This window comes from Gammaproteobacteria bacterium, assembly GCA_041395725.1.
Lineage (GTDB): Bacteria > Pseudomonadota > Gammaproteobacteria > Pseudomonadales > Pseudohongiellaceae > NORP240.
In genome coordinates this window covers 1,224,436-1,250,097 of record JAWKZW010000001.1, presented here as the reverse complement: position 1 = coordinate 1,250,097, position 25,662 = coordinate 1,224,436, and the positions used below count along the sequence as shown (strand labels likewise).

Below are 25,662 nucleotides of genomic sequence, written 5' to 3'. Positions count from 1 at the left end.
CCTCAGGAAACGAACAGATTGATGGGAAGTTTCAGATAGACCCTGCCATTGTCCTCTGCTTCCGGAAAGTGTCCGGCGCGCATGTTCACCTGCAAAGAGGGCAGAATCAGATCAGGGACTTCCAGCGTCCGGTCCCTATCTTCGCGCATTTTCACGAACGTGTCTTCATCGATACCGTCATTGACGTGGATATTGTTCGCCAGCTCTTCAGCGACCGTGGTCTCATACTCCAATTCCCGGGCATCGCTGTAATCGTGGCACATGAACAGGCGGGTGTCCTTTGGCAGGCTTAACAGCTTCTTGATCGAGCGGTAGAGTACCCGTGCGTCGCCGCCGGGAAAATCGGCGCGTGCGGTACCTGCATCGGGCATAAAGATAGTATCGCCCACAAACGCCGCGTCACCGATCAGGTGGGTCATGCAGGCGGGCGTGTGGCCGGGCGTTGCAATAGCCAGGCAGTTGAGATTGCCGATCCGGTAGGCCTCATTGTCTTTGAACAGGTGATCAAACTGGGATCCGTCCCGGGCGAATTCCGGACCGGTATTGAATATACCGGCAAAAGTTTCCTGCACCGTGTCGATATGCTCGCCGATGGCGATTCTGCCACCCAGTGCCTCCTTGATATAGGGCGCCGCAGAGAGGTGATCGGCATGGGCGTGGGTTTCGATAAGCCATTCCAGTTTCAGGCCGTTGCTGCGAATGTGGTCAATGATGGCGTCGGCGCCTTCCTGACTGGCGGTGCCCGACGCATAGTCGAAGTTCAATACCGAATCGATAACGGCACAGGCCTCAGAGTCCGGATCCTTGACGATATAGGAGAACGTGTTGGTCTGCTTATCCAGGAATGGCAGCACTTCAGGCCGGGGGCCGGCCAGGTTCTGAAGGTCGATTTCTGCACTCATAGTGATGACTCCGCTACTTTGGGGAAAGCCCCGTTTGACTGTGTTTGCCGTAACAGTTGCCGTCAAATCTGCCGCAAAAGTTACTACAGGAGCTACGCGATCCCCGGCGGCCAATGTTGCAACCTGAGCCGGGCAGCTGCGTTGACGACTGCGGCGGCAACCTGCCTGACAGCAACACACTTTGCAGTAGCTATTTGCAGCAACTGTGCCAATTCCGAGCTATTTTTGTAAGGCATTGTAAGTTAAGCTTATTTCATGATTTTTTGAAATATTGCCGGCGTTTGCCGCTTGACTTTCCCTGCTGCTCTTGTCATTTTTGGCAGGTTATTTTGCTGAATATGACAAAACCATGACGCTAATCACTACCGACCAGCCGACTCTTACCTCAACCCCCAGCTCGAGCCTCACCTCCGGCCTCACCCACATGCTGGAGGGCTATGACTGTCCGGCCATCCTGGTGACCGCGGAGTACCAGATCATTGCCACCAACGGGCTGTACCGCAAGGCATTTGGTGAGATCGACATGGATCGTACTCCGCGCTGTTTTGAGATTTCCCACGGCTACAACGTGCCCTGTGACCAGGCCGGTGAAGACTGCCCGTTACGGGCCGCTCAGCAGTCCGGTTCCCGGGAACGGGTGCTGCATATCCATCAGACTCCGCGTGGCAAGGAGCATGTGGACGTGGAAATGATCCCCATCAACGATCAGCAGGGCAGACTGGCTTTTTTTGTCGAGCTGCTGAAGCCGGTGCCCCTGGCCAGTGGCTCAGTGGATGAAAAGGAGTTCGTGGGTCGCAGCCCGGCTTTCAATCGCATGCTGGAGCGGGTCGCCCGGGTCGGTCCCGCCGACGCCTCAGTCCTGTTGCTGGGAGAATCCGGCACCGGGAAGGAACTGGCTGCCCGGGCCATTCACATGGCCAGCCGGCGCAAGGACAAGGCGCTGGTCACCCTGGAATGCGCCGGCCTGACCGAGGCGCTGTTTGAAAGCGAGTTGTTCGGCCATGTGAAAGGGGCTTTTACCGGGGCTCAGGCCAACAAGAATGGCCTGGTGGAACTGGCGGATGGAGGCACCCTGTTTCTCGACGAAATCGGGGACGTACCCCTGCCGATGCAGGTAAAGCTGCTGCGCCTGCTGGAGACCGGGACATTCCGCCGGGTCGGCAGTGCCGAGGTGCAGAGCTCGGATTTCCGGCTTATCTGTGCCACCCACAAGAATCTGGCGCGCATGGTTGACGAGGGCACTTTCCGGGCCGATCTGTATTACCGCATCAACGTCTTTCCTATTTACCTGCCGTCACTGGATGAACGTCGGGAAGACATTCCGCTGCTGGTCAAGACTCTGTTGGGAAGAATAGCCGGGGGTAAGGAATACCACGTCACCGATTCCGCCATGCGGGTTCTATGTGCCCACCCTTACCGCGGCAATATTCGTGAACTGCGCAACCTGTTGAACCGGGCACTGGTGTTTGCCGATTCCAATATAATCGACCGCCATGTTCTGGAAGAATGCCTGGAGGACGATGCCAGGCAGTCCCTGCAGGCGACGGCCACTTCGCTTGATTCCTCGGCGGCCGGCAAACCCGGGTCCACCTGGACAGATCTGAAGACCAACGAGCGGAACTACCTGGAAGCGCTGCTCAACGCCTTCGACAATGACAAGGAGAAAGTCGCCGAGATTGCCGGAATCAGTGTCCGCTCGCTGTATAGGAAGCTGGAAAACCTGTAGCTGTCAGGCAGCCTCTGATTGATTACCACAACGCCCTGCGGTAAATAACCAGAAGCTCCCTAGAACCTGAAGGTGTAGCGGAACTTGATGCTGATATCGTTGAACCCGGTACGAAAGCTGTTGTCGCGGTCGCGGTCTTCCATGTTGTAATTCAGTACGATGAAGCCTTCCTGCCCCGCGCGGGGAATCCACTGCAGTCGGGTATTGATACCCAGCTCTTCGGAAATATTGTCGTACTGAGCAAGCGTGATCCAGTACAGCGTCGACGAGAAGGCCACCTGGGTATTAAGGCTGGCCAGCCGAGTGATGAACTCGCCCTGGGGCAGGTCGATATCGTTCCAGTCGTAGCTCAGGGTCATTCTGAAGTAGCGCGACTGGTTCCAGCTGAAATCTGTACCAACGTTGACCCGGTCACCATCGAAGAACTCGCCGCTGCGGAGGCTGACACCGCCGGAAAACTCCCGCTGCCCGGCGGTTGAAAGGCTGATCTCCTGCTCGTTGAATTCGTAGGAGCCAGGTTGAATCACTACTTCCTTGCCCGGTTCCCGATAAATGGTAAAAGGCTGCCGTACGACTTCTCTGTTCGTGTAATAGGCCAGACTCATACTGTCACGGGTGGTTGATTCCAGTTCAAGTAAACGAAAAGCAACCACTTCCGACTGCAGGCCGCCATCCAGCAACTCGACACGCTGCATGTCGATGCCGGCAAAGGCAGTTTGCAGCAGATCGCTGTTGTTAAAGTAGTAGGTGTAACCGACGTCTGCCGTCAGGTCACTGACCCCCGAGCGATTGACGAAACCCATGGCGGGATTGAAGTTCTCTTCCACCACCTTGTAGGCCATTCTGGTTCTCAGCCCTTCCGTTTGTGGAAAGCGTATTCCAAAACCGTAAGAGGCGTCGTCGCCATTGAGCCCCGGGGTGTCCGACTGCTGGTAAAAGAAGTCCGCCGAGAGGACTTCGTCGCCCAGAAACTGGTTGTTCACGTACTGAAAATCCGCCCCCATTACGCGATTTTCTTCGTTGGAAGTGGGGTCGCCATCGGTGTAAATGAAACCGACCCGTGAGTCGGCCAGCACATTGGCCGACATGCGGGTGATCAACAGATCAGTGGCATTTACGTTGTGGTAGGAATCCTGCCGGATGGCAAGTGTACCGATGTTGAAACGACCCACCCGGCCACTGACGCGTCCGCCGTATTCTATATCAACCGGGGAACCGTCCGCCGCCAGACCCAGCTTGCGGGAAAAATAGGGTCGTCCGTTCTGCCCGCTGGCCCCGGAAGCGGCGTTGTTACCGCTGGTAAGGCGATCGATATTGCCGAAGGTAAACAGATCGGAATCGTTGAGGAAAAAGTCCCGCCGCTCGGGAAAAAACAGGTTGAAACGGGTCAGGTTGACCTGGCGGTTATCCACATCGGCTGCTGAAAAGTCGGTGTTGACCGTCAGCGCGGCATTCAATGACGGTGTCAGACGGTAGAAGGCATCCAGGGACGAGACCAGGGTCTGTTCCGAATCGGCCGGATTATAAAGGCGTTGGCGGATGGCCGTGAAAGAGGGCACGATGTCCAGGCCCACGCCCTGGTTCATGCCTTCCATGCCGGACATTTCCCCCATGATGGTCGGGTTATAACCGCGGTTCAGGGACACCCAGGCCATTTCCTCGTTACGGCGACGGATGCCGCGCCCGAAGTTGAAGCCCCAGGTGTCAAGTCGAGGATCGAAAGGCAGCGACTTGAAGGGGATTTCCACCTCGGCCACCCAGCTGTTACCGTCGATACTGGTAGCGGTTTCCCAGATAGTATTCCAGTCCAGGGTAAACGAGGTGGGTGTGACATAAAGAGAGTCATGTCGCACACCATTAAGATTGGTTTCAAAACGGTAACCGGCGCGGCCCTGGTTGAACGGGTCCAGGATGATTACCAGGCGGTCGTCGAAGGGTAAACCCTGGCCGTGGCGTATCGTAGGTGCGGAAATCAGCTCCGGGTCGCTGTCAAACATCCGCGCGCCTAGATACAGCGCGTCCTCCGTGTAGACCACATAGAGCTCTGTTCGTTCGGATGTCGGTGTATGGTCGCCCGGCTGGGTCTGGTGAAAGTCAGTGATCAGCTCGGCCTGCTGCCAGACTGCATCATCGAGCACACCGTCCAGCACCGGTGCAGAGTCAACGCGCACGGCTCTGAAGCTTTTTGCTTCCACCCGTACCTCCTGTACGGATTCCTCCTGGCCGCTGGCGGGTGAGAGGCTTAATGTTGACGCGGCGATGGCAGCTGCAAGAGCAGGAATCTTGCGCTTGGGAAGTTGTCTTTTTTTCACGCTGGCTGATCTCTCAAGGTTGACAGCAGGAATCGGCAGCCGCGGATTCTAGCAACATGCAGGCCGGGAAGACAGCCTCAGCGGCCACGTGAGCTGCAAATTGGGATCAGTGGCGTGATCAGGCCGCTGACGGGATCATCCTGCCAACTGTTCTCCAGCCTGCTGCCGCGGGAGAAGCCGCTTTCGGTTGTCAGCGGGTTAAGGGAGACGAGTGACAGGGGGCCCTCATTAGAACCAGGATTGAAATCAGCGTGAGGATTGAATGAATTGAATGAATTGAAAGGATGGAAAGATGGAAGGATGGAAGGATGGAAGGATGGAAGGTTGAACGGGTGAGGAGGGAAGCCTTAACGATTAATGTCGATTGAAGCCCGATGCAGAAACCTGCAGTTGACAAGTGCGGTCCGGGAGGCCCCGGCAACGGCCCGGCGTAAAAACTGACAAGTCAGTCTGCTGCCGGGCCGCTCCAGAGGTTTTAAGACATCTTACTCAGAACCGGATTCGTTAGCACGGGCATTGCGTTCCGCCACCATGCGCTCGAACTCCTCCTGTCCCAGGTACGTGACATCGACCCAGTTATGGGCCATTTCATCCACGGTCCGGTCGCCCCAGCCAACCCACTGGTTGGGGTCCGGGTTATAAGGATTTTCCGCCGTGTTGTCATGCCAGGCAGTGGTAACAATTACCGTACCCTTGGGGACCAGCGGCGCGGCGTCCTCTTCGAACACGTAATTGATCTGCCAGTTCCACTGAAAATTGTCCACAAAGGCGAGTACTTCGCGGTTACCGTTCGGGTAGATGGCTTCCATGGTCATGGCCTTGCCACGCATGTGCATGTGGGGCTGGAAGTTCTCCAGTCGCGCCGGGGCAGGCAGCACGAAATTACCGCGGGTGACTGCGATCTCACCAGGCGGTATATCCAGGCTATGGGGCCCCTGGGCATCCAGCATGGTCAGGATGGTACGATGGGTCGGCGGCTCGTCGTGGAACCACACCCCCAGTTCAACCTGCGCGGCGGGTACCCGCTGGCCGTTGGCATGCAGGTGCATCTCCCACATGATCTGCGAGTCGGGCAACATCAGCTTGCCGGAATCCGGGCGGAAGATCTGGCCGGCCTTGCCTACTGCCCATTCCATGAACAGGCTGGGCCCGAATTGCAGATCGACACCTTCCGGCAGGCCGGTTGCTTCCTCTTCGTTCTGGATCAGAAACGCCAGAGAGTGGTGAATCACGCTGCGACTTTCCGAGTTCACTGGTCTTATTTCGATGGCCTTCACCCACCTGGCTTCGGTCAGCCCGGTCGGAGTCATGGGCCGAAACCACTTATCCTGGGTGCGGGCGGCCAGGTCGTAAGGCTCGGAGAGTACGGTCAATTCCGGTGGGCCACCCATCTCGTCTTCCAGTCGCCACACCAGCGCATCATTGAATTCCCGCGGCGCCGGCGCCTGGCTGGCGTCTCCCAGCGGTGCGCCCTGATCTGCCCAGGCGATAATCAGCTGGCGTTCTTCGGCGCTCAGGCCGCGGTCGTTGGCAAAGTCCTGGATACCGACTTCCGGATTGATGTGCCAGGGCGGCATCACCCGGTTGGCGACCCGGTAGCGGATTACCGGTGCAAACAGGCGGGCCTCTTCGTAGGTGAGTAACGAGATGGGCGCGATGGAATCGGGGCGATGACATTCCTGGCATTTTTCCTGGAAGATGGCCGCCACATCGCTGGCCCAGGTCACTTCCCGCTGTATCTGGTCTGCAGCTTCCTGGGCCCAGGCTGGTAATGACGCCGCTGTGAGGCAGGCGAATACGCCGGCAGCTGACAGGCGGGTCGCCGCTCGCTTCTCATTCACATTGAATCCAAACATCTGATCTTGCCTCCTGAAGACCCGTTGGTCTTCACTTTTGATCACTCTATTGATTTAGAAAATTCTGATTAATTAGCGACTTCAACTTTTACAAAGCCATTGGTCCAGCAACACTGGGCATGGCCGGCCATTTCCGGTCCGGTAAATTCGGTCAGTCGTGCCCGCAGCATGTACTCGCCGGGCTGATCGAAGGTGACTTCGGTGCTGACCCATTCACCCTCTACCGGGACCCGGGCCGTGGCCGGGGAGAATGTCACCTTGCCCGGCCCGCGGTGTTCAAACCAGGTCAAGGTCACGGGCGGGGTTACATTGCTGCCGCCCAGGAACATGGCCATCAGGCCACTGCCAATTCCGTCGTCGGCGACCCAGCTATTCACTGTGAGCGGTTCGCCTACGCGCGCCTGCAGGGGGCCAGTCGTTATGCCGCCCGGACCCTGCCCTACCGGGCCGTTCTCTTCAAACTTGATCTGGGGCGGGAAATCGCCGTTGGCATCCCCCGCAATAGCGTCCACAACATAGTCATCATTCACGTTGGCGGGAATGTGAAAGGTTTTGCCCTGATTTTCCAGGTGCCAGACCACCTGCTCCTGGTGGCCGGCGGGAACCACGACAGTAAATACGCCCCAGTGCCTCTCTGTTTCAAAGCGGGTGGGCTGGCCCTGGTCCGGAGAGCCGTCGGCCGCGCCGATGATCCGGTTGGCCGGTCCCACGGGGATTTCCAGCACCTGGGCGGTGTTGCGGTTGTAATACCCGAACGACAGGGCGATATTGCCGTCAGGCAATTCGTACCAGCCTTCGTAGGCTGGTGTCACCGTCTGCCCGGAGCTGATACCGATGTCCTTGCCGAGGGGTAACAACTCTACCGGCAGGGGCGTACCCTGGGCCAGTGAGAGGTTGGTGATTACCAGGCCGGCAAACCCCGCCACCAGCCTGCCTGTTATAGAGCCAGATCTTCGCATTGGATCTCCTTTGTCTTGTCGGGTTATTGCTTAAACTGCCAGGGTTATACGGGAATGGTTTCAACCACGTGAACCGTTGGTTCAGATTACTCAGCGGTCGACTGAGTTGCGTTGCACGGTAGCTGGGTTTCTGAGTTTTCCGGTCTACCGGTATGCTTGCAATGGACACTGCTGGCCTGATCCATGCAAGCAACCAGGGCTCTCCTTTGGCAATGCTGCAGGCTGAAAACCTGGCTTTAAGCGGTCCAGCCTGCTGTCTATTTATTCAGTGCGGTGAACCTGGGCTGTCGACGGGAGCGGAAGACCCGCAAATCCCCTGAAGAGACTACCACTATTGGCCCGGCGTGGCCATTACCGCCTGTTTTCGCAATACAAGGATTCAGAAAGGCGCGTGTTCCCGTTGAACAGGGAACTGCCGGAAATTCCTGGGGATTTCTATGCGGCGCGGGGAGAAGTCCACTAATCCGCTAAAAAGCCCGCTAAATGCCCGGCAAAAAAACCACCAGGCTGTTGAAAAAACAGTGGCAAGCGCGATAAATCTTCAACCAATAATTTATCGACAGCCTGCCAGTCAAAATACTATGAAAAAAAAGAGGGCTCCGACGGGAGCCCTCTCTGTTCTGTTGACCGCTTCCATAATAGAAACGGTGATTACGCCTTTTTAGAAGTCGTAAACCACACGTGCATAGATCACTCGGCCCATCGGATCCTGTAAGGCCCCGGCGACTCCGGCAAACTCTGGCGTCTTTTGGGCTTCACGATCGAACAGGTTTCGTGCGCCGAGGGTGAACGACAGCTCTCCGTCGAACATCTGGTAGCCACGGTAGGTGTAATTGGCGTCCATCTGCGTCCAGGTACGGATTTCCTGTAGATTTCGTCGGTCGACTGTCCCGCCGAAGAACCGCATGAAGGTATAGCGGGGACCGTCGTAGTTTTCCACCTTGTCCACATAACGGGAAATGGCCACGATGGAGTGGTTGCCGCGTGTCCAGCCAGTGGTCAGGTTGACCCGGATCTTCGGGATGGAGGGCGCCGCACCGGTGACGTCGTTGTAGTTACCGGCACCGTCGACAATTGGCTGAGACGGATCATCCTGGTACAGGAACTCATCCCAGATGGTACCCTGCAGGCCGATACGGAAATCCCCGATATTGTCGAGACTGAAGCGGTAGGTACCCTGGATATCGTAAGCCGTGACTTCCACGCTCTCGGCATTGGCCTGTCCAAGGCCTAATACCTGGTTGATTCGGGTTGGGTCGAGCGGGTCCCGAATGATATCCTTGTCCGAGCGTGGATCGGCGAGCCAGTCCGCAAGTTGCGCTGGGGTCGGCTGCGTTTCTGGGGTCAAGCCGTTACCGCTGAAGCCGGTGGCCTGTTTGAAGTTGAAGAAATCCAGCTCCATCTTCTGTTGGGCGTCCTGGCCGACGATACGGTTCTGGAACTCGGTGTTGTTCCACGTCACCGACAGGTCGAGGCTACCGCCCAGAACATTGTCGAAGTTCAGGTCAAAACCGAGCTGCTGGGACGTGGACGACTCGTTGGTGAGATTCGGGTTACCGCCGGAACAGGCCGTGGTGAAAGCCGAGAAATCACTGAAACGGTCGGTGACCGTAGACAGTCCACAGGTAACCGGATTAAACAGTTGCGACAGGCTTGGTGCGATGAACGCATCGCCCGTAGTGGCGCGCAGGGTCAGCCAGTCAGTGGCTGCCCAGGTCAACCCGAATTTCGGGTCGGTGGATGACTGACCGCTACTGAATTCCTCGCGGCGCACCGCAGCGGTCAGTTCTACGCTGGGCAGCAGGGGAACCGCGAATTCGGCAAAATAAGCATCCACTTCACGGGCGAACGAGGTGACAGTTTCCTGCGCGGTGCCGCCGATCCAGGTGTCACCCGCCAATTCCTGCTGGGAGGGCACGTTGCGAGAGTAGTCCTCTCGACGCTGGTAGCCAATTGCAGCGCCGATAGGACCACCCGGCAATTCGAAACCGAACAGGGGAACTTCACCGTTAATGACGATATCGACTACGTCCAATTCGTCGATGGACTCTTCCTTGTCGCGACCGGCAATGGCGTTCATTACGTGAATGCTGTTGTTGTTGGCTTCATCGGTGACGTAGAAGGGGTTGTAACAGGCTTCGCGGTCGTTGACTACGTCACAGTTCAGACCTTGCTTCATGGCCTCGATGTCGTAGTTCTGGCTGGACATGAAGCGGAAACGACGGCTGTTATGGGTGTAGGCTGCAAAGCCTTCCCAGCCTTCCAGGAATGGCACCTGGAAGTCAGCCTGCAGGGTGTAGCGGCTGATCCAATCGGTGCTGTCTGCCAGGTTGTCCCCGTCTGGCGAGTGACCGTCGGTTATTGTGTGGGTCTTGTTAATGGGACGTAGGCTGCGGGCCCGCACGTCTTCCCGCAGGGGAATGCCGTTATTAGTCGTGCCGGCAACAATATAGTCGTTCCAGCCGTCGCCGTTCAGGTCCTGGTTGCCACGGTCGGGAATACCATCGCCGTTAGCGTCCACGCCGTAAAGTTGGTTACCGTTGGCATCCACGGCGAAGAACGGGTTGCCGGGTATTTCCCCACGCACTACAGGCAACTCACCAATTCGGGATTCCCCCGGGTTGGAGGTTGAGGAATAGGTCATCTCATAGAGCCGGGTGCGAAAACCTTGTAGTGACAGGGTCAGGGCATCGCTGACATCCCAGGTGGCATTGAGGAACAATTGGGTGGTGTCGGTCGGTTCCCGGTAGCTGCGATTGTCACCAAAGTCGAACCAGCAGCTGTCGCCCAGGCGCATGCCGTACTTGTTGTTGGCCACATTTGGCGTGTAGGCAGTGCGTTGAGAGGCCGGAACACAGGCAGGATCTGCTATATTAGATTCGGATAATATTTCTCGCTGTGTACCATCAGAGTTCAGTTGCCCAAGGATGCTATTACCAAATTCGTCCACAGGATCGGCTACGCCATCGCCGTCGGCGTCCACACCGTTTTTATCTCTGAGAACTGTGCCGTTTGGCTGGAGGTACTGCCCGTCAACACCACGCTTAGGACCGTAGTAGTTACCCGGGGCATTGGAAGAGAAGACCAGGCCAGAATTGGCCAGCTTGCTGCGCTCGTCCCAGCCCAGGCGGCTGTTGGAGTTGAATTGACCGGCCACCACGACGTCCAGATCTCCGATCTCACCGCCCCACATCATCTGCACGGAGTGCTGATCGTAATCACCGCGGGAATCCTGCTCGGCGTAAGTGTCGATCTTCAGGCCATCATAGGACTTATAAGGTACGAAGTTGACCACGCCGGCCACCGCCTCGTTACCGTACAGTGCCGCCGCACCGTCAGCCACGATGTCCATGCGCTGAATAGCGATGGTAGGAATCAGGGCGTTAACGTTCTGGTCAACCAGACGCTTGCCGTCCATCAGAGTCAGCGTGGAGCTGGCACCCAGACCGCGCAGGTCGATGCTGGTGGAGCGGGAGTCGGTACCCTGGATGGTATTGGTAATCGCGGAGGCGGCGCCACCGACGAAGGTCAGGTTCTGTACGACCTCACCGATGTTCAGGGTTCCCTGGTCCTGCAGGTCTTCAGCCGACAGCTGGGTTACCGAAGAAGCCTGGGTAAAACCCTCGGAACGACGAATAAAGGAACCGGTTACGACCACTTCTTCCACTTCGTCCTGCTGGGCAAATGTAGGTGCTGCCAGCGGGAGAAGGGACATGGAAATGGCCGCACATAGCATACTCCGCTTGTGTGGAATTCTAGATTGCATATTTCTCTCCAGATTTTGGTTTCTCAATTACATTCAGGCCCGCTGACACCATATTGCAGGGAATGTCTGCCTTGGCATCACGGGTCATGAAGATAAACGAGTGACAAGTGTCTTTATTTTTTCAACTTAAGACCAATAGCTTCTTCACTATCAGAAGTTCGATGCGAGTTTAATCAAATAAAGGCAAGAGTAAATAATTAATTGAAGGAACGATCAAATATTATTTTGGGTCGAAATTATATATTTTCAACACAAATTGTAGGCAAGCCCCTTCAAATTACCAAATGGGCTTTTTATTGGCATTATAAGTCCGTTTGGTAAGTTGTCCCGCTGATAGCAGTTGTATATATTTAGGGCACAAAACACTAACAGGCAAAACAATATTGGCGCCTGTCATTGAACTTTTGAAAGGTCCAGTTGTCGCTAGCCGCTCTGGCGCGTCTATCACTGTTTTTTGGGATCCTGCTCTTTCGGGCTGATGGTTTCGTATCAATACACTTTTAGTGTGGGGCTCTAGTAGTCACCCGGCAGGCCAGCTTTGAGTTTAGGTTGCTGTAGAAATTGTTCCGGGTCCCGCAATTGCGCCTAGAACACTGGCAGGAACGTACAGCAGTAATGCCCCTCCTGCATAATAAGGACATGTCGGTGAGGCCGCAATTCTTTGATGAGTTTTAATTCGGTCGTCAAGGCTATGCGTTCTTTGGGTGTCAGGACTGCTATTTCTATCTCCATGCTGGCCAGTTTGGTGTGCTCTACCCGCGGAAACTGTGGATCCCGAAAAGCGGCGTTGAATGCGTACTCTGCCAATTCCTTAACAAATGGCTGATGGGCATCGAGGTTGCCAATAAAAGCACGCAAATTTCCCTGCGGATGCAGGGGAACGATAGCCGCGCAGGCCTTTTTACCTTCGATTGTCTCTGTTTTTGCTTCTATCAATCTGGCGGTCCACTTGCTTTGCCAACTCATGACGCAGGTCCGTTATGATTACAATCAGTGTTTAGCTAATGCCCCACAGGGGCTGGAGCACTTCCGCCATTGTCTCCTGGTCGGCCTCGCCGACTCCGGCGGGCGCCAGCTGAAAATCCGCCAATATCTCATGCAGGAAGGGCAATAGCACCTCGAGGCTTTGTCCCCACGCATGGGCGTCACCCCGACACACTACCTCGGGTAGGTCACTGAAGTTTTGCATTGCCCAGAAGTCCAGTGGGATGTCACCGAGAGGCGTCCGAACCCGGTAAGCCGTCGGCAAAGCCAATCCACGAAATGGAATGCGTACGCTTAGTCCCAGCAGGATCACGCACTTGATTTGATCGCGGCGAGGCGCTACAGCCCGTGGACCGTGGCGTGATTGGCCCGGAATATCTATAGCCGGCATGAGGCACTACGAGAGCCTTGATAGCCGCCGGATCAATATCAGGCTGCGTGGCTATAATCCAGTATTGTAGTCAGCTCTTTCTTCAGCTGTACCGGGTTGTCGGGATAGAAAGCACCAGCACCGGCTGGTTACCGGATCTCCATCGTGCTACCTCGTCACTCGATCTTACATCTAATAGCGCCAGCCACAGTCATCCCTTGAATTCGCTGTCTTTACTCCTATATTTATGTTCACGCGAGCCCTGTTAGAAACTAAAAATAAGTGAAATTCCTGCCAGACTACATGTTCTTGTCAAGAGATCAGGGTGATCTCGACTTGAAGCAAGCCCGCTTTCGGGCTTCTAACTACTGTATTTTTACCCTGACCCCATTTATCCTTTGAAGTTTGGTGAAACCTAGCGAGCGATAGCAGAATGCGCGACAGATACATAATAGTAGACGATTTTTATGGCAACCCAGATGAATTGGTTAGAGTGGCTTTAGCTGGACTGAAAGAAGAAAACTCCCCGACAGGTGGCTATGCTGGCGTAATGACCACAGAATATTTCTTGGGGCCAGAGAGCAGGGATGTATTTCAAAAGCTGACACTGGAGCCTTCCGTAAACTCTTCAACAAACGCCAATGGAAGATTAAGATTCACGCGAGAGAATGATACATACAAATTCCATATTCATTATGATGTGGACATGCAAACTAAATGGGCAGGAGTTGTCTATCTTTCAAAGGACCATCCCGAGACAGAAGGAACCTGTTTCTGGAGACACAAGAGAACTGGTTTGGAAGTGGCGCCAAACACGGTGGAGGGTTTTGCCAAATATGGCTGGAAGGATTTTAAAGACTTGAGGGCATTTCTGGAGACCGAAGGACTTGATGAATCCTTGTGGGAAAAGACACTTTCTATTCCCTACAAATACAATCGATTAGTTTTATTTAGGCCCTGGTTGCTTCATTCTCCGGGACCAGCTTTCGGGGATACACTGGAGACTTCCAGAATTGTCCAGACAATATTTCTGGGTAATTAAGTAGAGGGCCCCTGGCAAATAGCGGATTAGTGGAATGGCAGGGGTAGAGGGGTTAGTTTTAACCTCGTGGCCCTTTTTCCGAGTAATAAGTATTGAGCAGTGGCCGCCAAATACCTGGCGGCGGCTGCCCTGGGCAACGGGCAAGCATCAGCTGACCGAGACCTACGCCTGGTTTCTGGCAGGCTGGGCCAGTCGCTTGAGCTGGAAGGAGGTCGCCGAGACGTTCCGCACGACCTGGGACCATGTGTTCAGTTCGGTGGAGATGGCGGTGGCCTGGGGTCGAGCCCACCAGGACTTGTCGGCGATCGAGGCGATCGACGTAGACGAAATCGTCTGGCAGCGTGGGCACAGGTTCTGACGCTGGTTTACCAGATTGACCCCAGCTGCCGACGGCTTCTGTGGACTGGCCAAGACAGGAAGACGAAGACTCTGCTGCAATTCTTCCGCTGGCTGGGCAAGGACCGAAGCAGCGGGCTGCGCTACATTTGCAGCGACATGTGGAAACCTTACTTGAAGGTGATTGCTAAGAAGGTTGGTCATGCGATTCATATTCTGGATCGGTTTCACATCATGACGAACCTGAGCAAGGCAATTGACCAGGTTCGTGCCGAGGAGGCCCAGCAATTGAAAAGGGACGGCTTTGAACCGGTATTGACCAACACGCGCTGGCTGCTGCTCAAGCGACCAGAGAATCTGACGGCCAAGCAGGAGCCAAAGTTGGCAGAACTTCTGCGCTACAATTTGAAGACGGTCAGGAGTTAGCTGTGTAAATAAGAGTTTCAGCTGTTCTGGTCGTACCGATCGCCTTATTGGGCAGGCCAATTTCTGGACAGATGGTGTGAGCGGACGATGCGATCGAAGATTAAGCCAACGAAGAAAATGGCGAAGCAATTGAGGCGGCATCGACCGTTGTTGTTGAACTGGTTTCGGGCTAAAGGCCAGTTCTCCAGCGGCATTGTTGAGGGATTCAACAACAAAGCAAAACTGACTACCAGAAAATCCTATGGGTTCAGAACCTATCATGCCGCTGAAACCGCCTTGTATCATGCTCTTGGGGCGCTACCGGTACCGGAAACCGCCCACGAATTTTTCTTACGAGGCGCAAAATCAAGGAATCTTCAGGCCTGCTTATTACCCGTTAACGGAACAACAAAGTTCGGACTTTCATGAGTAACAAAAGTATTTGGTATCTCATTGATTCACGTCCGGTATTCCGTAATCCCCCTCAAGGCTCAACTCGGTGTCGGTCAACTCGTAAGCTTCATAAAAATAAATCTGTCGAGGGCCCATGAGACGATTAAAGAGGTTCGGTTCGTTACGGCTTTCAGCTAACCTTCTCTCCAACACATAAATTCTATTGCCAACCACTTTAAGGATATCCCACTCTCTAACCTCGTCGATACATCTGGGAATCTCTGGTTCACAGGTTGAATATGGTATTTTAAAACGGTTTGTCACGATCTTATTATTGATCCTTTCCCATGCCTGATTACGCAGGAACCAACGCTTTGGGACAAGACCTGATAGTTGGCTGTATGACCCTGTGCCGTCGGCCTCGTAGACTAAACCAAATAAAGTACGGCTATTGATATCTATCCTACCGTCATCGTCAAGCCCGTCGAGAGAGGTTAGCAAAGTGCTTTTGACTAGGTATTCACCGAACAAATGATCGATATTCATGTCACCTTCCCGCTTCATGGCTAGTGAATGTCTGAAATGAATATCATCATTTCTTTCCGCTGTAGCAAAGACCTCCATGCCATCGGCAAAACGACTCACCAGCTCGATTGAAATAGTTGCGTACTCAGTGAAAATGTTCAGAAGGCCGTCCTGGTCTACACTCCAGGTAAATTGTTCTCCATCACTCTCGAAAAGGCCGTTTCCATCCGGGGTGAACACCGCTATGTCGTCTTCCCAAGCGAATCTCGGCGTGGACAAATCCAAATCTTCGTTCTTGCCGAGACCAAGTGGAAGTGCCCATTCTCCTGGTATTTCAGCGGTATCAAATGAGTCCCTCGCTAACGGGTCGTAATCTACATGGAAAAGATTCTGGCCCACGCTGTCTACATAAACAATAGGATCCGCATCCGCACTGCCTTGCAGGATTTCGCGAATCTCGTCATCGACGATGCGATATTCTTGGTAGAGGGTCACATGGTAAACACGCCCCTTGGGGGTCTCTTTAACCAGTCTGTAAAGCTGGCCTAGTGTGGTGACTTCGTACTCGACAAAGTGTTGAATGTTGACAGCTGCAACTTGGCCGGCAATTTGTTCGATTATTCCGGTTGACAAAAAGCTTTCTGGCTCGGCTGGTCCTTCCGGAATCATTGCCAGTGCGTCATCGAAAATCAACCACTGCCATTTTTCTCTTCCGGTGGCTCTATCTACCACGGCGGAGCCATCCGGATTCAATTGAATTCTGGCGCTGGCTGACGTGGCGGTGCTGTGTATATCCATGTCTGTATTGACTAGCTGTGGTAAATACCTACTTTGTACGAAAGTACCCAAAACCATCTCTGCTGTCAGAGGCTCTGTGGTGGCCACATCACCACGTCTTGGCGCAGCGTCCTCCAAGTCTGGCGTACCGTCATTATCGTCATCAGAATCGGCGTTGTCGCCTATGCCGTCACCGTCTGTATCTCTTCGTTCCGCTATATTGTAGGGAAACGCATCCATATGGTCAGGTATCAAGTCATTGTCATCATCGTAATCATCTATATCGGCGGCAAATAGCTCAAAGGATATTGGTTCTGATCCGACCAGATAAAGAAGGCGGACCCATATACTTTCGCCGTTTAATTCCAAGCTTGGAATTGTCAGTATGGAACCGTTAAACGTGCTTGCCGAAGACTGATTAAACTCTGCCAGCTGCTCAGCAAAAACCAATTCGACCTTTGGAGGGTTTGTACTCGGGACAATTCGCAGATCAAGGCTGAGCCCGAGCTCACCGTAAATCATTACGGGTATCTGTATCAGGTTGCCTTCGATCGTAGCTTGTTGTGCTCTGGATTGTTGTGGTGAAGCTACCAAGGCTAAAATTAGAAAAATAAAGAGCGCCACCTCCATACTACGGGGAAAATAGAATCTCTCTTTTAAAACAGAGTGCTTTCCATAACTTGTACTTGTCATTTTTATTTTACTTCCAGCTAAAAGTGATCCGAACTAAGGCTATAGACACTCAAAAATAAATTCAATATTCAGTCAGCTGACGTAACTATTCGAATTTGGTCGAATTTAGCCGCCCTAGTATTCCCAGATAGCTTTCGGTAGTTGGTGTTTCAAAGCAGGAATAACTGCCTTGCCAGTTAATTGGGTTTCTGGCCGAGCAACTCGCCCTCGATCAGCATGCGAATCAGGGCGATGGCTTCGATATCGGTGTGAAAATAGGCGGATTTAAGATGCTCGCCTATCATTGCGCCTTCACTGGAGTCATCCATATCCCGCCGGTAGCGGAACCTCACGAACAGGCAGCCGCTGGCAGGCTCCTCGATAGCGGTCAGGCTCTCCGCGTGCAGGGATTGATCGGCTCCGACGATAACCGTCTCGATTTTCTCCAGGTGGGTAAGGGTTACCTGGTCCCGGAACTCCGTGTCCCCGGCCTGGATATAGCGGGTGAATCCAGCAGGAATCTCGTCTGCCACCCGGCAGGTCAGAGCGGCGTTGAATTTGCCGGGGTCTCTGGCTCGCAGCACTAATCCCTCCCACAGCTGGGCTCGGGTTATTGGCCTGATCTTGGCGTCATCAGGATCGTTAATCTGCACAATGTGCTCAAATTCCAGCAAGTTGACTCCACCAGGGCCCGGGATCTGCGTGTGGCTTCGAACTTAGCTACTCGAGTATCATCAGTCAACAGCTACGAACCGGTAACCTGTTGCGATTTCAACAGGGCCGGGTTGATAAGGCGGCGAGATGGCAGGAACTGCGGGAAAGACGGCAATTCTCCAGGTGCGTGATCTGTGTAAGGATTACCCCATGGGGGAGATAACCGTCCGCGCGCTGAAGCACGTGGATATGGACCTGTACGAAGGGGAGATGACCGTGCTGCTGGGGGCCTCAGGCAGCGGAAAATCCACGCTGCTGAATATAATCGGTGGTCTTGATGTGGCGAGCAGCGGGTCGGTGCGCTACCGGGACGAAGAACTTAGCCAGTTCAGTGACCGCGAATTGACCAATTACCGGCGCTTTCATGTCGGCTTCGTGTTTCAGTTTTACAACCTCATTTCCAGTCTCACTGCCCGGGAAAACGTGGCCCTGGTCACCGATATCTGTACCGACCCCATGTCGCCGGCCCAAGCCCTGGACCTGGTTGGCCTGGCGGGTCGGATGGATCACTTTCCCTCCCAGTTGTCGGGCGGGGAACAACAGCGGGTAGCCATCGCTCGCGCGATTGCCAAGCGGCCGCAAATTCTGTTGTGTGATGAACCGACCGGTGCGCTGGATTCCAAGACCGGCCAGTTGGTGCTGGGTGTGCTGGATTATGTCAATCGCGAGACCAACACAACGACGGCCATCATCACGCACAATGCCGCCATCGGAAATCTCGGTGATGTTGTGGTGCGCATGAGCAGCGGTGAAATAGTCGAGCGCGTTGAAAATAAAACCCGCATGAACGTGGCGGACATCCAATGGTGATGGGTCATGCTGGCAATCAATAAAAAGCTGTTGCGGGAACTCTGGCACCTTAAAGGACAGGTGATTTCCATCGCCCTGGTGGTGGCCTCGGGAATCATGTCGGTGGTCACCATGCGGGGCAGTTACGAGTCGCTGGTTTATGCCCAGCAGCAGTATTATTCCGTAACCCGCTTCGCCGATGTCTGGGCGCCGCTGGTGCGGGCACCGCTTGGCCTGCTGAGTAAGATTGAGGCTATTCCCGGCGTGGATGCCGCCGACAGCCGCGTCACGTTTCTGGCAACTCTGGACCTTGACGACAGCGGGATTCCGGCTCAGGGACGGTTTGTCTCGCTGCCGGAAGTGGGGCGGCCAATTCTTAACGACATTATCGTCCGGCAGGGACGCTACATCGCGCCAGGCGCGCCGGATGAGGTGATAATCAGCGAGAATTTTGCCGCCGCCCGGGACTTTCAGCCGGGCGACAGTATCCGGGTCATCATCAATGGACGGGCGCGGGATCTGGATATCGTCGGCATTGCCATTTCCGCCGAGCATTCCTACGCGGTGCCGCCCGGCGCACTGTATCCGGAAGATGACCGCTATGGAATCCTGTGGGCCAGCCGTGAAATTCTGGGCCCGGCCTACAACATGGATGGTGCCTTCAATGAGGTGTTTGTCACCCTGACTCCCGATGCCAATCTGGATGGGGTGATTGAGACCATCGATAATGTTCTCGAGCCATTCGGGGGGCTGGGCGCGTACCCGCGCCGGGATCAGGCATCCCACCAGATTCTGCAGGCGGAGCTGGATTCCAACCGGGTAACCGGGGCGGCGATCCCGGTGATCTTTCTCGGGGTGGCGGTGTTTCTGCTCTATCTGGTCCTGGGCCGGCTGATCTCCACGCAGCGCGGTGAAATCGCCGTGCTTAAGGCCTTTGGCTACAGTGACAGAGAGGTCGGCATGCACTTTCTCATGTTTGCCGTCGTAGCTGTTCTGATAGGTGGGACACTTGGCGCCATAGGAGGAGTCTACCTGGGAGATGGCTATATCGCCATGTACGATCAGTACTTCGATCTGCCCAATCTGCGCTATCAGCTCACCCCGTCGTTGCTGGTGTTCGCCTTTGTGGCCTGCGTGGTCGGAGCCATCGGTGGCGCCATGGCGGCGGTGCGACGCGCCATCCTGTTGCCGCCGGCCGAGGCCATGCGTCCCGAGGCCCCGGCCCGGTTCGAACCGGGAATTTTCGAGAAAATCGGTGTCGGCAGGCTGCTCGGCCCCAATGGCCGTATGATTCTGCGCAACGTGGAGCGCAAACCGGTACAGGGATTTTTTTCCTCCCTGGGTGTCGCCATGTCAGTGGCGATTCTCACCATCGGTTTCTTCATGTTTGACAGTGTCAATTTCATGATGGACCTGCAATTCAGAGTAATTCAGCGTGAAGACCTGACCTTGACGTTCCGGGAAATCCTGCCGGATAAGGTGGCTTACGATCTTGCTCACCTGGAAGGTGTCAATCGGGTTGAAACCTATCGCTACCTGCCGGCCCGTTTGCGTTTCGCTCACCGGGACGAAGAGGTGGCCATACAGGGAATGGAAATGGGTGGCCGCCTGCGCCGCATCATCACTGCCAAGGGCAATGAGGTGCCGGTTCCCAGCACCGGGGTGGTCATCAGTTCGCTGCTGGCAGAACGTTTACAGGTGTCGACAGGTGACGAGGTCATCGTTGAAATACTGGAAGGTAAACGCAAGACCACCGAAGTGAAAATCACCGGTGTTATCGAGGATTTCCTCGGCGTATCCGCCTACATGAGCAGGGAATCGTTGTGGCAGCTCAGCGAGGAACCCAACGTGGTTTCAGGCGCCTACCTGGCCGTGGACAGCGAGCGTCTCGACGCACTGTTCAGGGAATTGAAGCAGGTGCCGGCTGTTACCGGAGTCGCTTCGCCGGCCTCCATGCTGGAATCCTTCGAGGAACAGCTGGCGGAAGGCATACTGATAGCCTCGGGGTTTTTACTGGGTTTCGCGGCAGTGATCGCGGTGGGCGTCATTTACAATGCGGCACGTATTTCCCTGTCCGAGCGTGGCCGGGAGCTGGCCAGTCTGCGGGTCATGGGATTTCATCGCCGCGAAGTCGCCATCCTGCTGCTGGGAGAACAGGCCGTCGTCACCCTGGTCGCGATACCACTTGGCTGGATAATTGGTTATGGTCTGTGTTACGCGATCACCGAGGGAATCCAGACGGATATTTACCGCATTCCCTTTATCGCCGAACCTCGAACCTATATATTGTCGGCTCTATTGATCTGTGTCGCCGCAGCGGCCAGCGGCTGGGCAGTGCGACGACGTCTCGACCGCTTTGAGCTGGTGGAAGTTCTAAAAACAAGGGAGTAGCCTCCAGGTGAAAATGATACCCAGATGGTTGGGAGCAGTGTTTCTCCTGTTACTGGTTGCGGCAGTTGTCTTTGTCCTGCAGCCGCAGGCGGAGCAGGTGGAGGTTGGCCAGGTGGAGCGCCGACCCTTCGCTGAGACCGTCGAGGAACAGGGTCGCACCCGGGCACGACGTCCTTTCACGGTTACCGCACCTATCGCAGGCCGCCTGTTGCGAACCGATCTGGATGAGGGTGACAAAGTCTCCGAGGGCCAGGTCATCGCCAGGATCGCACCCACACCCCAGGATCAGCGCACCGCGGCTATGGCAGAAGCCAACCTGGCTACGGTGCAGGCGCGCTTCGCGGCAGCCGAAGCCGCCCTGCAGGAAGAGCGCACTACTCTGGAAAGAAATCGCAGCGAGCTGGCCAGAAGGGAGCAGCTGGCCGCCAACAACCTCACCAGCGTGGAAGAAGTTCAGGCATTTCGACAGCTGGTTAATGCCGGTGAATCCCGGGTCGAGGCGGCCCGCGCCAATCTGCAGGCTGCCCGTTCCGAAATCGACAGCGCGAGGGCCTTTCTTATCGGGGTGAGTTCCATAACGGCGGAAACTCCTGAAATAATCGAAGTAAACTCGCCTTCCAGTGGCACGGTGTATCAGGTTTTTGAGGATAATGAGCGGGTCATTCAGGCTGGGGAGCCACTTTTTGAAATCAGCAATCGCGACAGTCTCGAGATAGTAGTCGACCTGCTGACCCAGGACGCCGTGCGGGTTGAACCAGGCGATCCGGTCAGGGTGACCGGCTGGGGCGGCGATTACACCATCGACGCCGTGGTGCAGTACATTGAGCCGGAAGCTTTCACCAAGGTTTCTGCCCTCGGCGTCGAGGAGCAGCGCGTTAACGTGATTGCTGAATTATTGAACGTTCCGGATAATATAGGCGCCGAATACCGGGTCGAAGTGGCGATTATCACCTGGCAGGGACAGGATGTGCTTACCATACCCACCAGCGCTATCTTTCAGCGTTCCAATGGCTGGAATACCTTTGTGGTCGTGGACGGGGAAACTGAACTGCGATCGCTGCTGATCGGCTCCCGGGGCCGCGATTACACGATGGTCATCGACGGCGTCGAAGAGGGTGACAACGTGGTAGTGTTTCCCTCCGACCTGATTAATGAAGGGACGCGGGTGACTTTCTAGTCGGCTGAGAGGCTGAGAAGGCTGAGAGGTGGGGGAATGGATCGGATCGGGCCGGCGCAACCGCGCCCACGCGACCATCTCTGGAGAATTTCCGGAATACCGGTTCCGGCTTAACAGGTGCTTGAAAAACGTTGTGAACACTGCCGGGACGAGGTAAAAACTGGCGCGACAGTGCAGGTAACCCAGCGTAAATGAGCATTTTGAGCAAGTTTTTAACGAAGTATTGGCAGGCGCAATAGCTTTTCAACAGCCTGTTAGTCTCGAGGCTGGACAAATTCTGGCAGCAGGGCTACCTTTAGGCCCCTATAAAAAGTGAAACCTTCACGCGCCGCGGCTTTCATGTTCCCTGCTGGGGGCCAGTCATGTAAATGCCATGCGAATGTCATGTAAAATAGGCGCCGGCTTTCTGGATTCCACCTTGCGGAACGACTCAAATGGACCTGCAGCGATTTTTCGACCACTGGAAACTTAAGGAACACCCTTTTCAGGCTGAAGAGGCTCTCAACGACGCCGTGTATAACCGGATGTTGAAGGCTGCCATAACCCATCCTGATTTCACCAAGATCTATGGCGATCCGGTCAATCCCGGTACGACCATCGTATTTGGCGAAAAGGGCAGTGGCAAAACGGCTATTCGGCTGATGATTCAGCGCAAGCTCAAGGATTACAACGAAAGCAGGGATTCAGACCAGGTATTCGTGGTCAGCTACGAGGAACTCAACCCCCTGCTGGACCGCCTGGCGCGCCATATGAAGACCAACGATGGCGAGAAGATCATGAAGTCTATTCGCCTGGCAGATCACCAGGATGCCATCCTGTCCCTGGCGGTGACCAAACTGCTGGACGAGGCTCTGGAGCCGGGTGACAAGGCGACTTCCAGGGATATGGTCAAGATCCTGAAGAAAATGGACCTGCAGAAACGCATGAACCTGGCAGCCCTGGCGTTGCTTTATGATCACCCCAAACACGCCCAGGCTTCCGACCGCTGGAACCGCCTGTTACGAATTCTCAAGATGAAAACCGCGTGGGACAGAACGCGCCACGGACTTTTCTTTGCTATCACCGCTGTGATCGGCATTATCGGCGGCCTGGGCTGGAGTTTTCTGCCGACACCGGGAGTGGAATGGATTGCGGCGACCCTGGTGGGCATCGGTGGCGCGGTATTGCTGGGGGCCTGGTGGTTGTTGCGGGAATGGCGCAATACCCGGCGCGGGCGCCAGCTGTCCCGGGAAATCCGTGCGGTAGTGCGGGAAAAAGGTGAAACGGCCGAGCATCTGTGGAGTTTCAGGAAAGTGGACAACGCGGCGCCGCTATTCCCGGCCAAGATTGACCAGGACAGCCGCTACGAGCTGACCGGCCGGTTTCTGGACGTTATCCGCGATTTCGGCTACTCCAGCCTGATCGTGCTGATGGACCGGGTGGATGAGCCGGTACTGGTTAACGGTGACGCCAAGCGTATGAAGTTGCTGGTCTGGCCAATGCTCAACAACAAGTTCCTGCAGCAGGAGCGGATCGGCGTCAAGATGCTGCTGCCTATCGAACTGAGCCATCTGCTGGCGTCGGAGGATATGGAATTCAAGCGTCAGGCGCGGCTGGACAAGCAGAATGTCGTCAATCCCCTGAAATGGACCGGCACCACGCTCTATGATCTCTGTTCCTGGCGCTTCAAGAACTGTCAGACCGTTGAGGATCATATACCCCTGGATGCCATGTTCGACGACGACGTGCAGAGTGCCTACCTGATTGAGGCACTGGATCAGATGCACCAGCCCCGTGATGCGTTCAAGTTCCTTTATGCGGTGATACTGGAACATTGCCGCAACACGCCCGGAGATTCGGAAGATTACCAGATATCCCGCTCCACCCTCGATTTTGTCCGTCGTCAGCAAAGCGAGCGGGTGGTGGATCTCTACCGTGGGGTGGCAACGAGCTGAACAGTCTGCCTGGTGATGAAAATAAAAAAGCGCGAGAGATCGCGCTTTTTTATTGCTCATGGACATTGCGGTCCCGCAGTTTCGGACCGATCTTCCAGCACTATAACGCGGCTCCGAACGGGCCGCCCGGCAGTCAGCTTGTGCCGCTGCGGACCACGCCCCTCCGGGGTGCCTTCACTCTGAAAAATGCCCTGAAAAACGGTCATTTTTCGCCGTTCAGCGTAGGTCCTTGATTGCAGAGGCACAAGCTGACTGCCGGCCGCCCCTCGTTTTGTGCAAGAGTCAAAGTTCGCTGGCCTGGCAGTTCGGTACCGAGTAACGAAACTGCCCAGCTTAATGTCTGAAACCCTCAGAAAATGCTCGAAACACTGGCAGCTGGCCTATGCAACTATCCCCTGCCTTCAGCGAGGAAATTGTGGGATAACAATGGCTCATGGAAAGCTGAAGGAAAACAGTTGATAGCGTCCCGGTTACGGATTCTCCCGGCCAGTTTCTTTATCGCCGTCGCCCAGACTCAGAAGTTGCTTAGATCCCCGTCGCATCAGGCGGCAACTTCTTTCCAGACAAAGTAACGGGTAGCGGCCAGGAAACTGACTAGCAGCCAGGCAATGATCCCGGCCATGATCAGCGGGATTTCCAGCAGACTTGTCCCGTTATTGGCAATCTCACGCAACGCCGTGGCAACGAAACTCAGCGGCAGAATCTCTGCTACGGGCTGGATGAACCTGGGCAGTGTGTCGATCGGGTAAAAAATGCCGGACAGAAAAATCTGCGGGAAAATCACCAGGTTGCCTATGGCCTGGATGGACTGCTGGGTTTTGGCCAGGCTGCCCAGCAGAAAGCCGATACACAGAAAGATAATTGCACCCAGGAAAATAACCGTAAACAGCGCCAGGTAGCTGCCCAGGATACTCACATCCAGAAACAGTACGGCAATTCCCAGCAGAACCGCAATCTGCAGTATGCACAGGGTGATACGGGACATGACGATTGCGATGATAAAGTCCCTGGGCTGCAACGGCGTGACAAACAGCCGCTTGAGGATTCCCTTGCGCCGGTACTCGACAATGTTGAAGCCACTGCCGGCAATGGAGACCTGCATCAGGGTGAATGCCAGCAACCCGGGGATCAGAAAATCCAGGTAGCGCTGGGACCTGGCGCGCACATCCTCCACGGCCAGTGTAAACAAGGGCTCGGTGTTGCGAAGCTGCCTCTCCACCGCCAGCAGTGACTGTTCCAGCACCGGCATTATCAGACCCAGCTCCTGGATCTGGGCGGCATCTACCAGCAGGCCCAGTTCCACGCTGCTGTCGGTTTCCTGAAACCTCTCGGGCACGATCAGTACCAGGGTTGTGTCGCCGGCGATCAGCGTCTCACGCAGCGGCTGTTCTTCGCCCCGGGTGACGCTGAACAGTGGATTGGCTTCCAACAGCTGAATGAAGTCTTCAGCCAGGGGACCAGGCGCATTGTTTACGATACCCAGAGAGATTGGTTCCTGATCCTGGCTGCCGACAAAGCTGAACACAACCATGAAGATAATCGGGAAAAACAGGCTGAAAAAGATCGCCTGCCGGTCGCGCAGGAAAATTCTGGTGAGGGTTCCGGCCAGGGTAAGGGGCAATGGCTTCATGG

17 protein-coding genes and 1 pseudogene are annotated in these 25,662 nt (G+C 55.2%); 8 read left to right on the top strand and 10 right to left on the bottom strand.

Annotation, left to right across the window (positions count from 1 at the left end):
* Positions 1–2: 2 nt before the first annotated feature.
* Positions 3–902: an MBL fold metallo-hydrolase gene (locus tag R3F50_05550; GenBank protein MEZ5489766.1), complete on the bottom strand. Its 900-nt coding sequence runs from the start codon at positions 900–902 to the stop codon at positions 3–5.
* 349 nt (positions 903–1,251) lie between these two features.
* Between R3F50_05550 and R3F50_05545 the strand changes: the two genes are divergently transcribed.
* The gene (locus R3F50_05545) at positions 1,252–2,628 is read left to right on the top strand and encodes a sigma 54-interacting transcriptional regulator (protein MEZ5489765.1); all 1,377 of its coding nucleotides are present in this window, start codon (positions 1,252–1,254) and stop codon (positions 2,626–2,628) included.
* 59 nt (positions 2,629–2,687) lie between these two features.
* Here R3F50_05545 and R3F50_05540 read toward each other — a convergent pair whose 3' ends face one another.
* From R3F50_05540 to amrB, 6 genes are all read right to left on the bottom strand, one after another.
* Positions 2,688–4,940: a carbohydrate binding family 9 domain-containing protein gene (locus tag R3F50_05540; GenBank protein MEZ5489764.1), complete on the bottom strand. Its 2,253-nt coding sequence runs from the start codon at positions 4,938–4,940 to the stop codon at positions 2,688–2,690.
* A gap of 485 nt (positions 4,941–5,425) precedes the next feature.
* The gene (locus R3F50_05535; GenBank protein MEZ5489763.1) at positions 5,426–6,796 is read right to left on the bottom strand and encodes a hypothetical protein; all 1,371 of its coding nucleotides are present in this window, start codon (positions 6,794–6,796) and stop codon (positions 5,426–5,428) included.
* Positions 6,797–6,864: 68 nt separating this feature from the next.
* Positions 6,865–7,755 carry a hypothetical protein gene (locus tag R3F50_05530; GenBank protein ID MEZ5489762.1) on the bottom strand — a complete coding sequence of 297 codons (891 nt, stop codon included), beginning with the start codon at positions 7,753–7,755 and terminating at the stop codon, positions 6,865–6,867.
* A gap of 661 nt (positions 7,756–8,416) precedes the next feature.
* Entirely contained in the window at positions 8,417–11,521 is a 3,105-nt protein-coding gene (locus R3F50_05525; protein ID MEZ5489761.1) for a TonB-dependent receptor, read from the bottom strand.
* Between the two features lie 585 nt (positions 11,522–12,106).
* Positions 12,107–12,487, bottom strand: coding sequence for an AMMECR1 domain-containing protein (locus R3F50_05520; GenBank protein MEZ5489760.1), 381 nt, complete (start codon positions 12,485–12,487; stop codon positions 12,107–12,109).
* Positions 12,488–12,518: 31 nt separating this feature from the next.
* Positions 12,519–12,896: an AmmeMemoRadiSam system protein B gene (gene amrB, locus R3F50_05515; protein ID MEZ5489759.1), complete on the bottom strand. Its 378-nt coding sequence runs from the start codon at positions 12,894–12,896 to the stop codon at positions 12,519–12,521.
* Between the two features lie 412 nt (positions 12,897–13,308).
* On the opposite strand from amrB, the gene R3F50_05510 reads away from it, so the two are divergent.
* The 3 genes and pseudogenes from R3F50_05510 (at position 13,309) to R3F50_05500 (ending at position 15,087) form a co-directional block, all read left to right on the top strand.
* The gene (locus R3F50_05510) at positions 13,309–13,917 is read left to right on the top strand and encodes a DUF6445 family protein (protein ID MEZ5489758.1); all 609 of its coding nucleotides are present in this window, start codon (positions 13,309–13,311) and stop codon (positions 13,915–13,917) included.
* A 34-nt stretch (positions 13,918–13,951) separates the two neighbouring features.
* On the top strand, positions 13,952–14,275 hold the full coding sequence (locus R3F50_05505; protein ID MEZ5489757.1) for a hypothetical protein: 324 nt from the start codon (positions 13,952–13,954) through the stop codon (positions 14,273–14,275).
* Positions 14,191–15,087: pseudogene (locus R3F50_05500) on the top strand (transposase). The gene R3F50_05505 and the pseudogene R3F50_05500 overlap by 85 nt, the downstream one beginning before the upstream one ends.
* 21 nt (positions 15,088–15,108) lie before the next feature.
* On the opposite strand, the gene R3F50_05495 reads toward R3F50_05500, so the two are convergent.
* Positions 15,109–17,046, bottom strand: coding sequence for a hypothetical protein (locus R3F50_05495; GenBank protein ID MEZ5489756.1), 1,938 nt, complete (start codon positions 17,044–17,046; stop codon positions 15,109–15,111).
* A 176-nt stretch (positions 17,047–17,222) separates the two neighbouring features.
* Positions 17,223–17,699, bottom strand: a complete 477-nt coding sequence (locus tag R3F50_05490; protein ID MEZ5489755.1) for an AtaL-like protein — start codon at positions 17,697–17,699, stop codon at positions 17,223–17,225.
* 127 nt (positions 17,700–17,826) lie between these two features.
* On the opposite strand from R3F50_05490, the gene R3F50_05485 reads away from it, so the two are divergent.
* The 4 genes from R3F50_05485 (at position 17,827) to R3F50_05470 (ending at position 24,030) form a co-directional block, all read left to right on the top strand.
* Positions 17,827–18,549 (top strand): ABC transporter ATP-binding protein, encoded by a 723-nt coding sequence (locus R3F50_05485; protein MEZ5489754.1) that lies wholly within the window; start codon positions 17,827–17,829, stop codon positions 18,547–18,549.
* Positions 18,550–18,555: 6 nt separating this feature from the next.
* On the top strand, positions 18,556–20,919 hold the full coding sequence (locus tag R3F50_05480; protein MEZ5489753.1) for an FtsX-like permease family protein: 2,364 nt from the start codon (positions 18,556–18,558) through the stop codon (positions 20,917–20,919).
* Between the two features lie 13 nt (positions 20,920–20,932).
* On the top strand, positions 20,933–22,096 hold the full coding sequence (locus R3F50_05475; GenBank protein ID MEZ5489752.1) for an HlyD family efflux transporter periplasmic adaptor subunit: 1,164 nt from the start codon (positions 20,933–20,935) through the stop codon (positions 22,094–22,096).
* Between the two features lie 434 nt (positions 22,097–22,530).
* A complete protein-coding gene (locus tag R3F50_05470) occupies positions 22,531–24,030 on the top strand; it encodes a hypothetical protein (GenBank protein MEZ5489751.1) in 1,500 nt (499 codons plus the stop codon).
* A gap of 541 nt (positions 24,031–24,571) precedes the next feature.
* Here the strand turns inward: R3F50_05470 and R3F50_05465 are convergent.
* Positions 24,572–25,660, bottom strand: a complete 1,089-nt coding sequence (locus R3F50_05465) for an ABC transporter permease (protein ID MEZ5489750.1) — start codon at positions 25,658–25,660, stop codon at positions 24,572–24,574.
* Positions 25,661–25,662: the final 2 nt, after the last annotated feature.

Bases quoted from the DNA above. Each gene is read 5' to 3' on its own strand.
- R3F50_05550 (MEZ5489766.1), bottom strand. From the start codon at position 902: ATGAGTGCAGAAATCGACCTTCAGAACCTGGCCGGCCCCCGGCCTGAA.
- R3F50_05545 (MEZ5489765.1), top strand. From the start codon at position 1,252: ATGACGCTAATCACTACCGACCAGCCGACTCTTACCTCAACCCCCAGC.
- R3F50_05535 (MEZ5489763.1), bottom strand. From the start codon at position 6,796: ATGTTTGGATTCAATGTGAATGAGAAGCGAGCGGCGACCCGCCTGTCA.
- R3F50_05530 (MEZ5489762.1), bottom strand. From the start codon at position 7,755: ATGCGAAGATCTGGCTCTATAACAGGCAGGCTGGTGGCGGGGTTTGCC.
- R3F50_05525 (MEZ5489761.1), bottom strand. From the start codon at position 11,521: ATGCAATCTAGAATTCCACACAAGCGGAGTATGCTATGTGCGGCCATT.
- R3F50_05520 (MEZ5489760.1), bottom strand. From the start codon at position 12,487: ATGAGTTGGCAAAGCAAGTGGACCGCCAGATTGATAGAAGCAAAAACA.
- amrB (MEZ5489759.1), bottom strand. From the start codon at position 12,896: ATGCCGGCTATAGATATTCCGGGCCAATCACGCCACGGTCCACGGGCT.
- R3F50_05510 (MEZ5489758.1), top strand. From the start codon at position 13,309: ATGCGCGACAGATACATAATAGTAGACGATTTTTATGGCAACCCAGAT.
- R3F50_05505 (MEZ5489757.1), top strand. From the start codon at position 13,952: ATGGCAGGGGTAGAGGGGTTAGTTTTAACCTCGTGGCCCTTTTTCCGA.
- R3F50_05495 (MEZ5489756.1), bottom strand. From the start codon at position 17,046: ATGACAAGTACAAGTTATGGAAAGCACTCTGTTTTAAAAGAGAGATTC.
- R3F50_05485 (MEZ5489754.1), top strand. From the start codon at position 17,827: ATGGCAGGAACTGCGGGAAAGACGGCAATTCTCCAGGTGCGTGATCTG.
- R3F50_05480 (MEZ5489753.1), top strand. From the start codon at position 18,556: ATGCTGGCAATCAATAAAAAGCTGTTGCGGGAACTCTGGCACCTTAAA.
- R3F50_05475 (MEZ5489752.1), top strand. From the start codon at position 20,933: ATGATACCCAGATGGTTGGGAGCAGTGTTTCTCCTGTTACTGGTTGCG.
- R3F50_05470 (MEZ5489751.1), top strand. From the start codon at position 22,531: ATGGACCTGCAGCGATTTTTCGACCACTGGAAACTTAAGGAACACCCT.
- R3F50_05465 (MEZ5489750.1), bottom strand. From the start codon at position 25,660: ATGAAGCCATTGCCCCTTACCCTGGCCGGAACCCTCACCAGAATTTTC.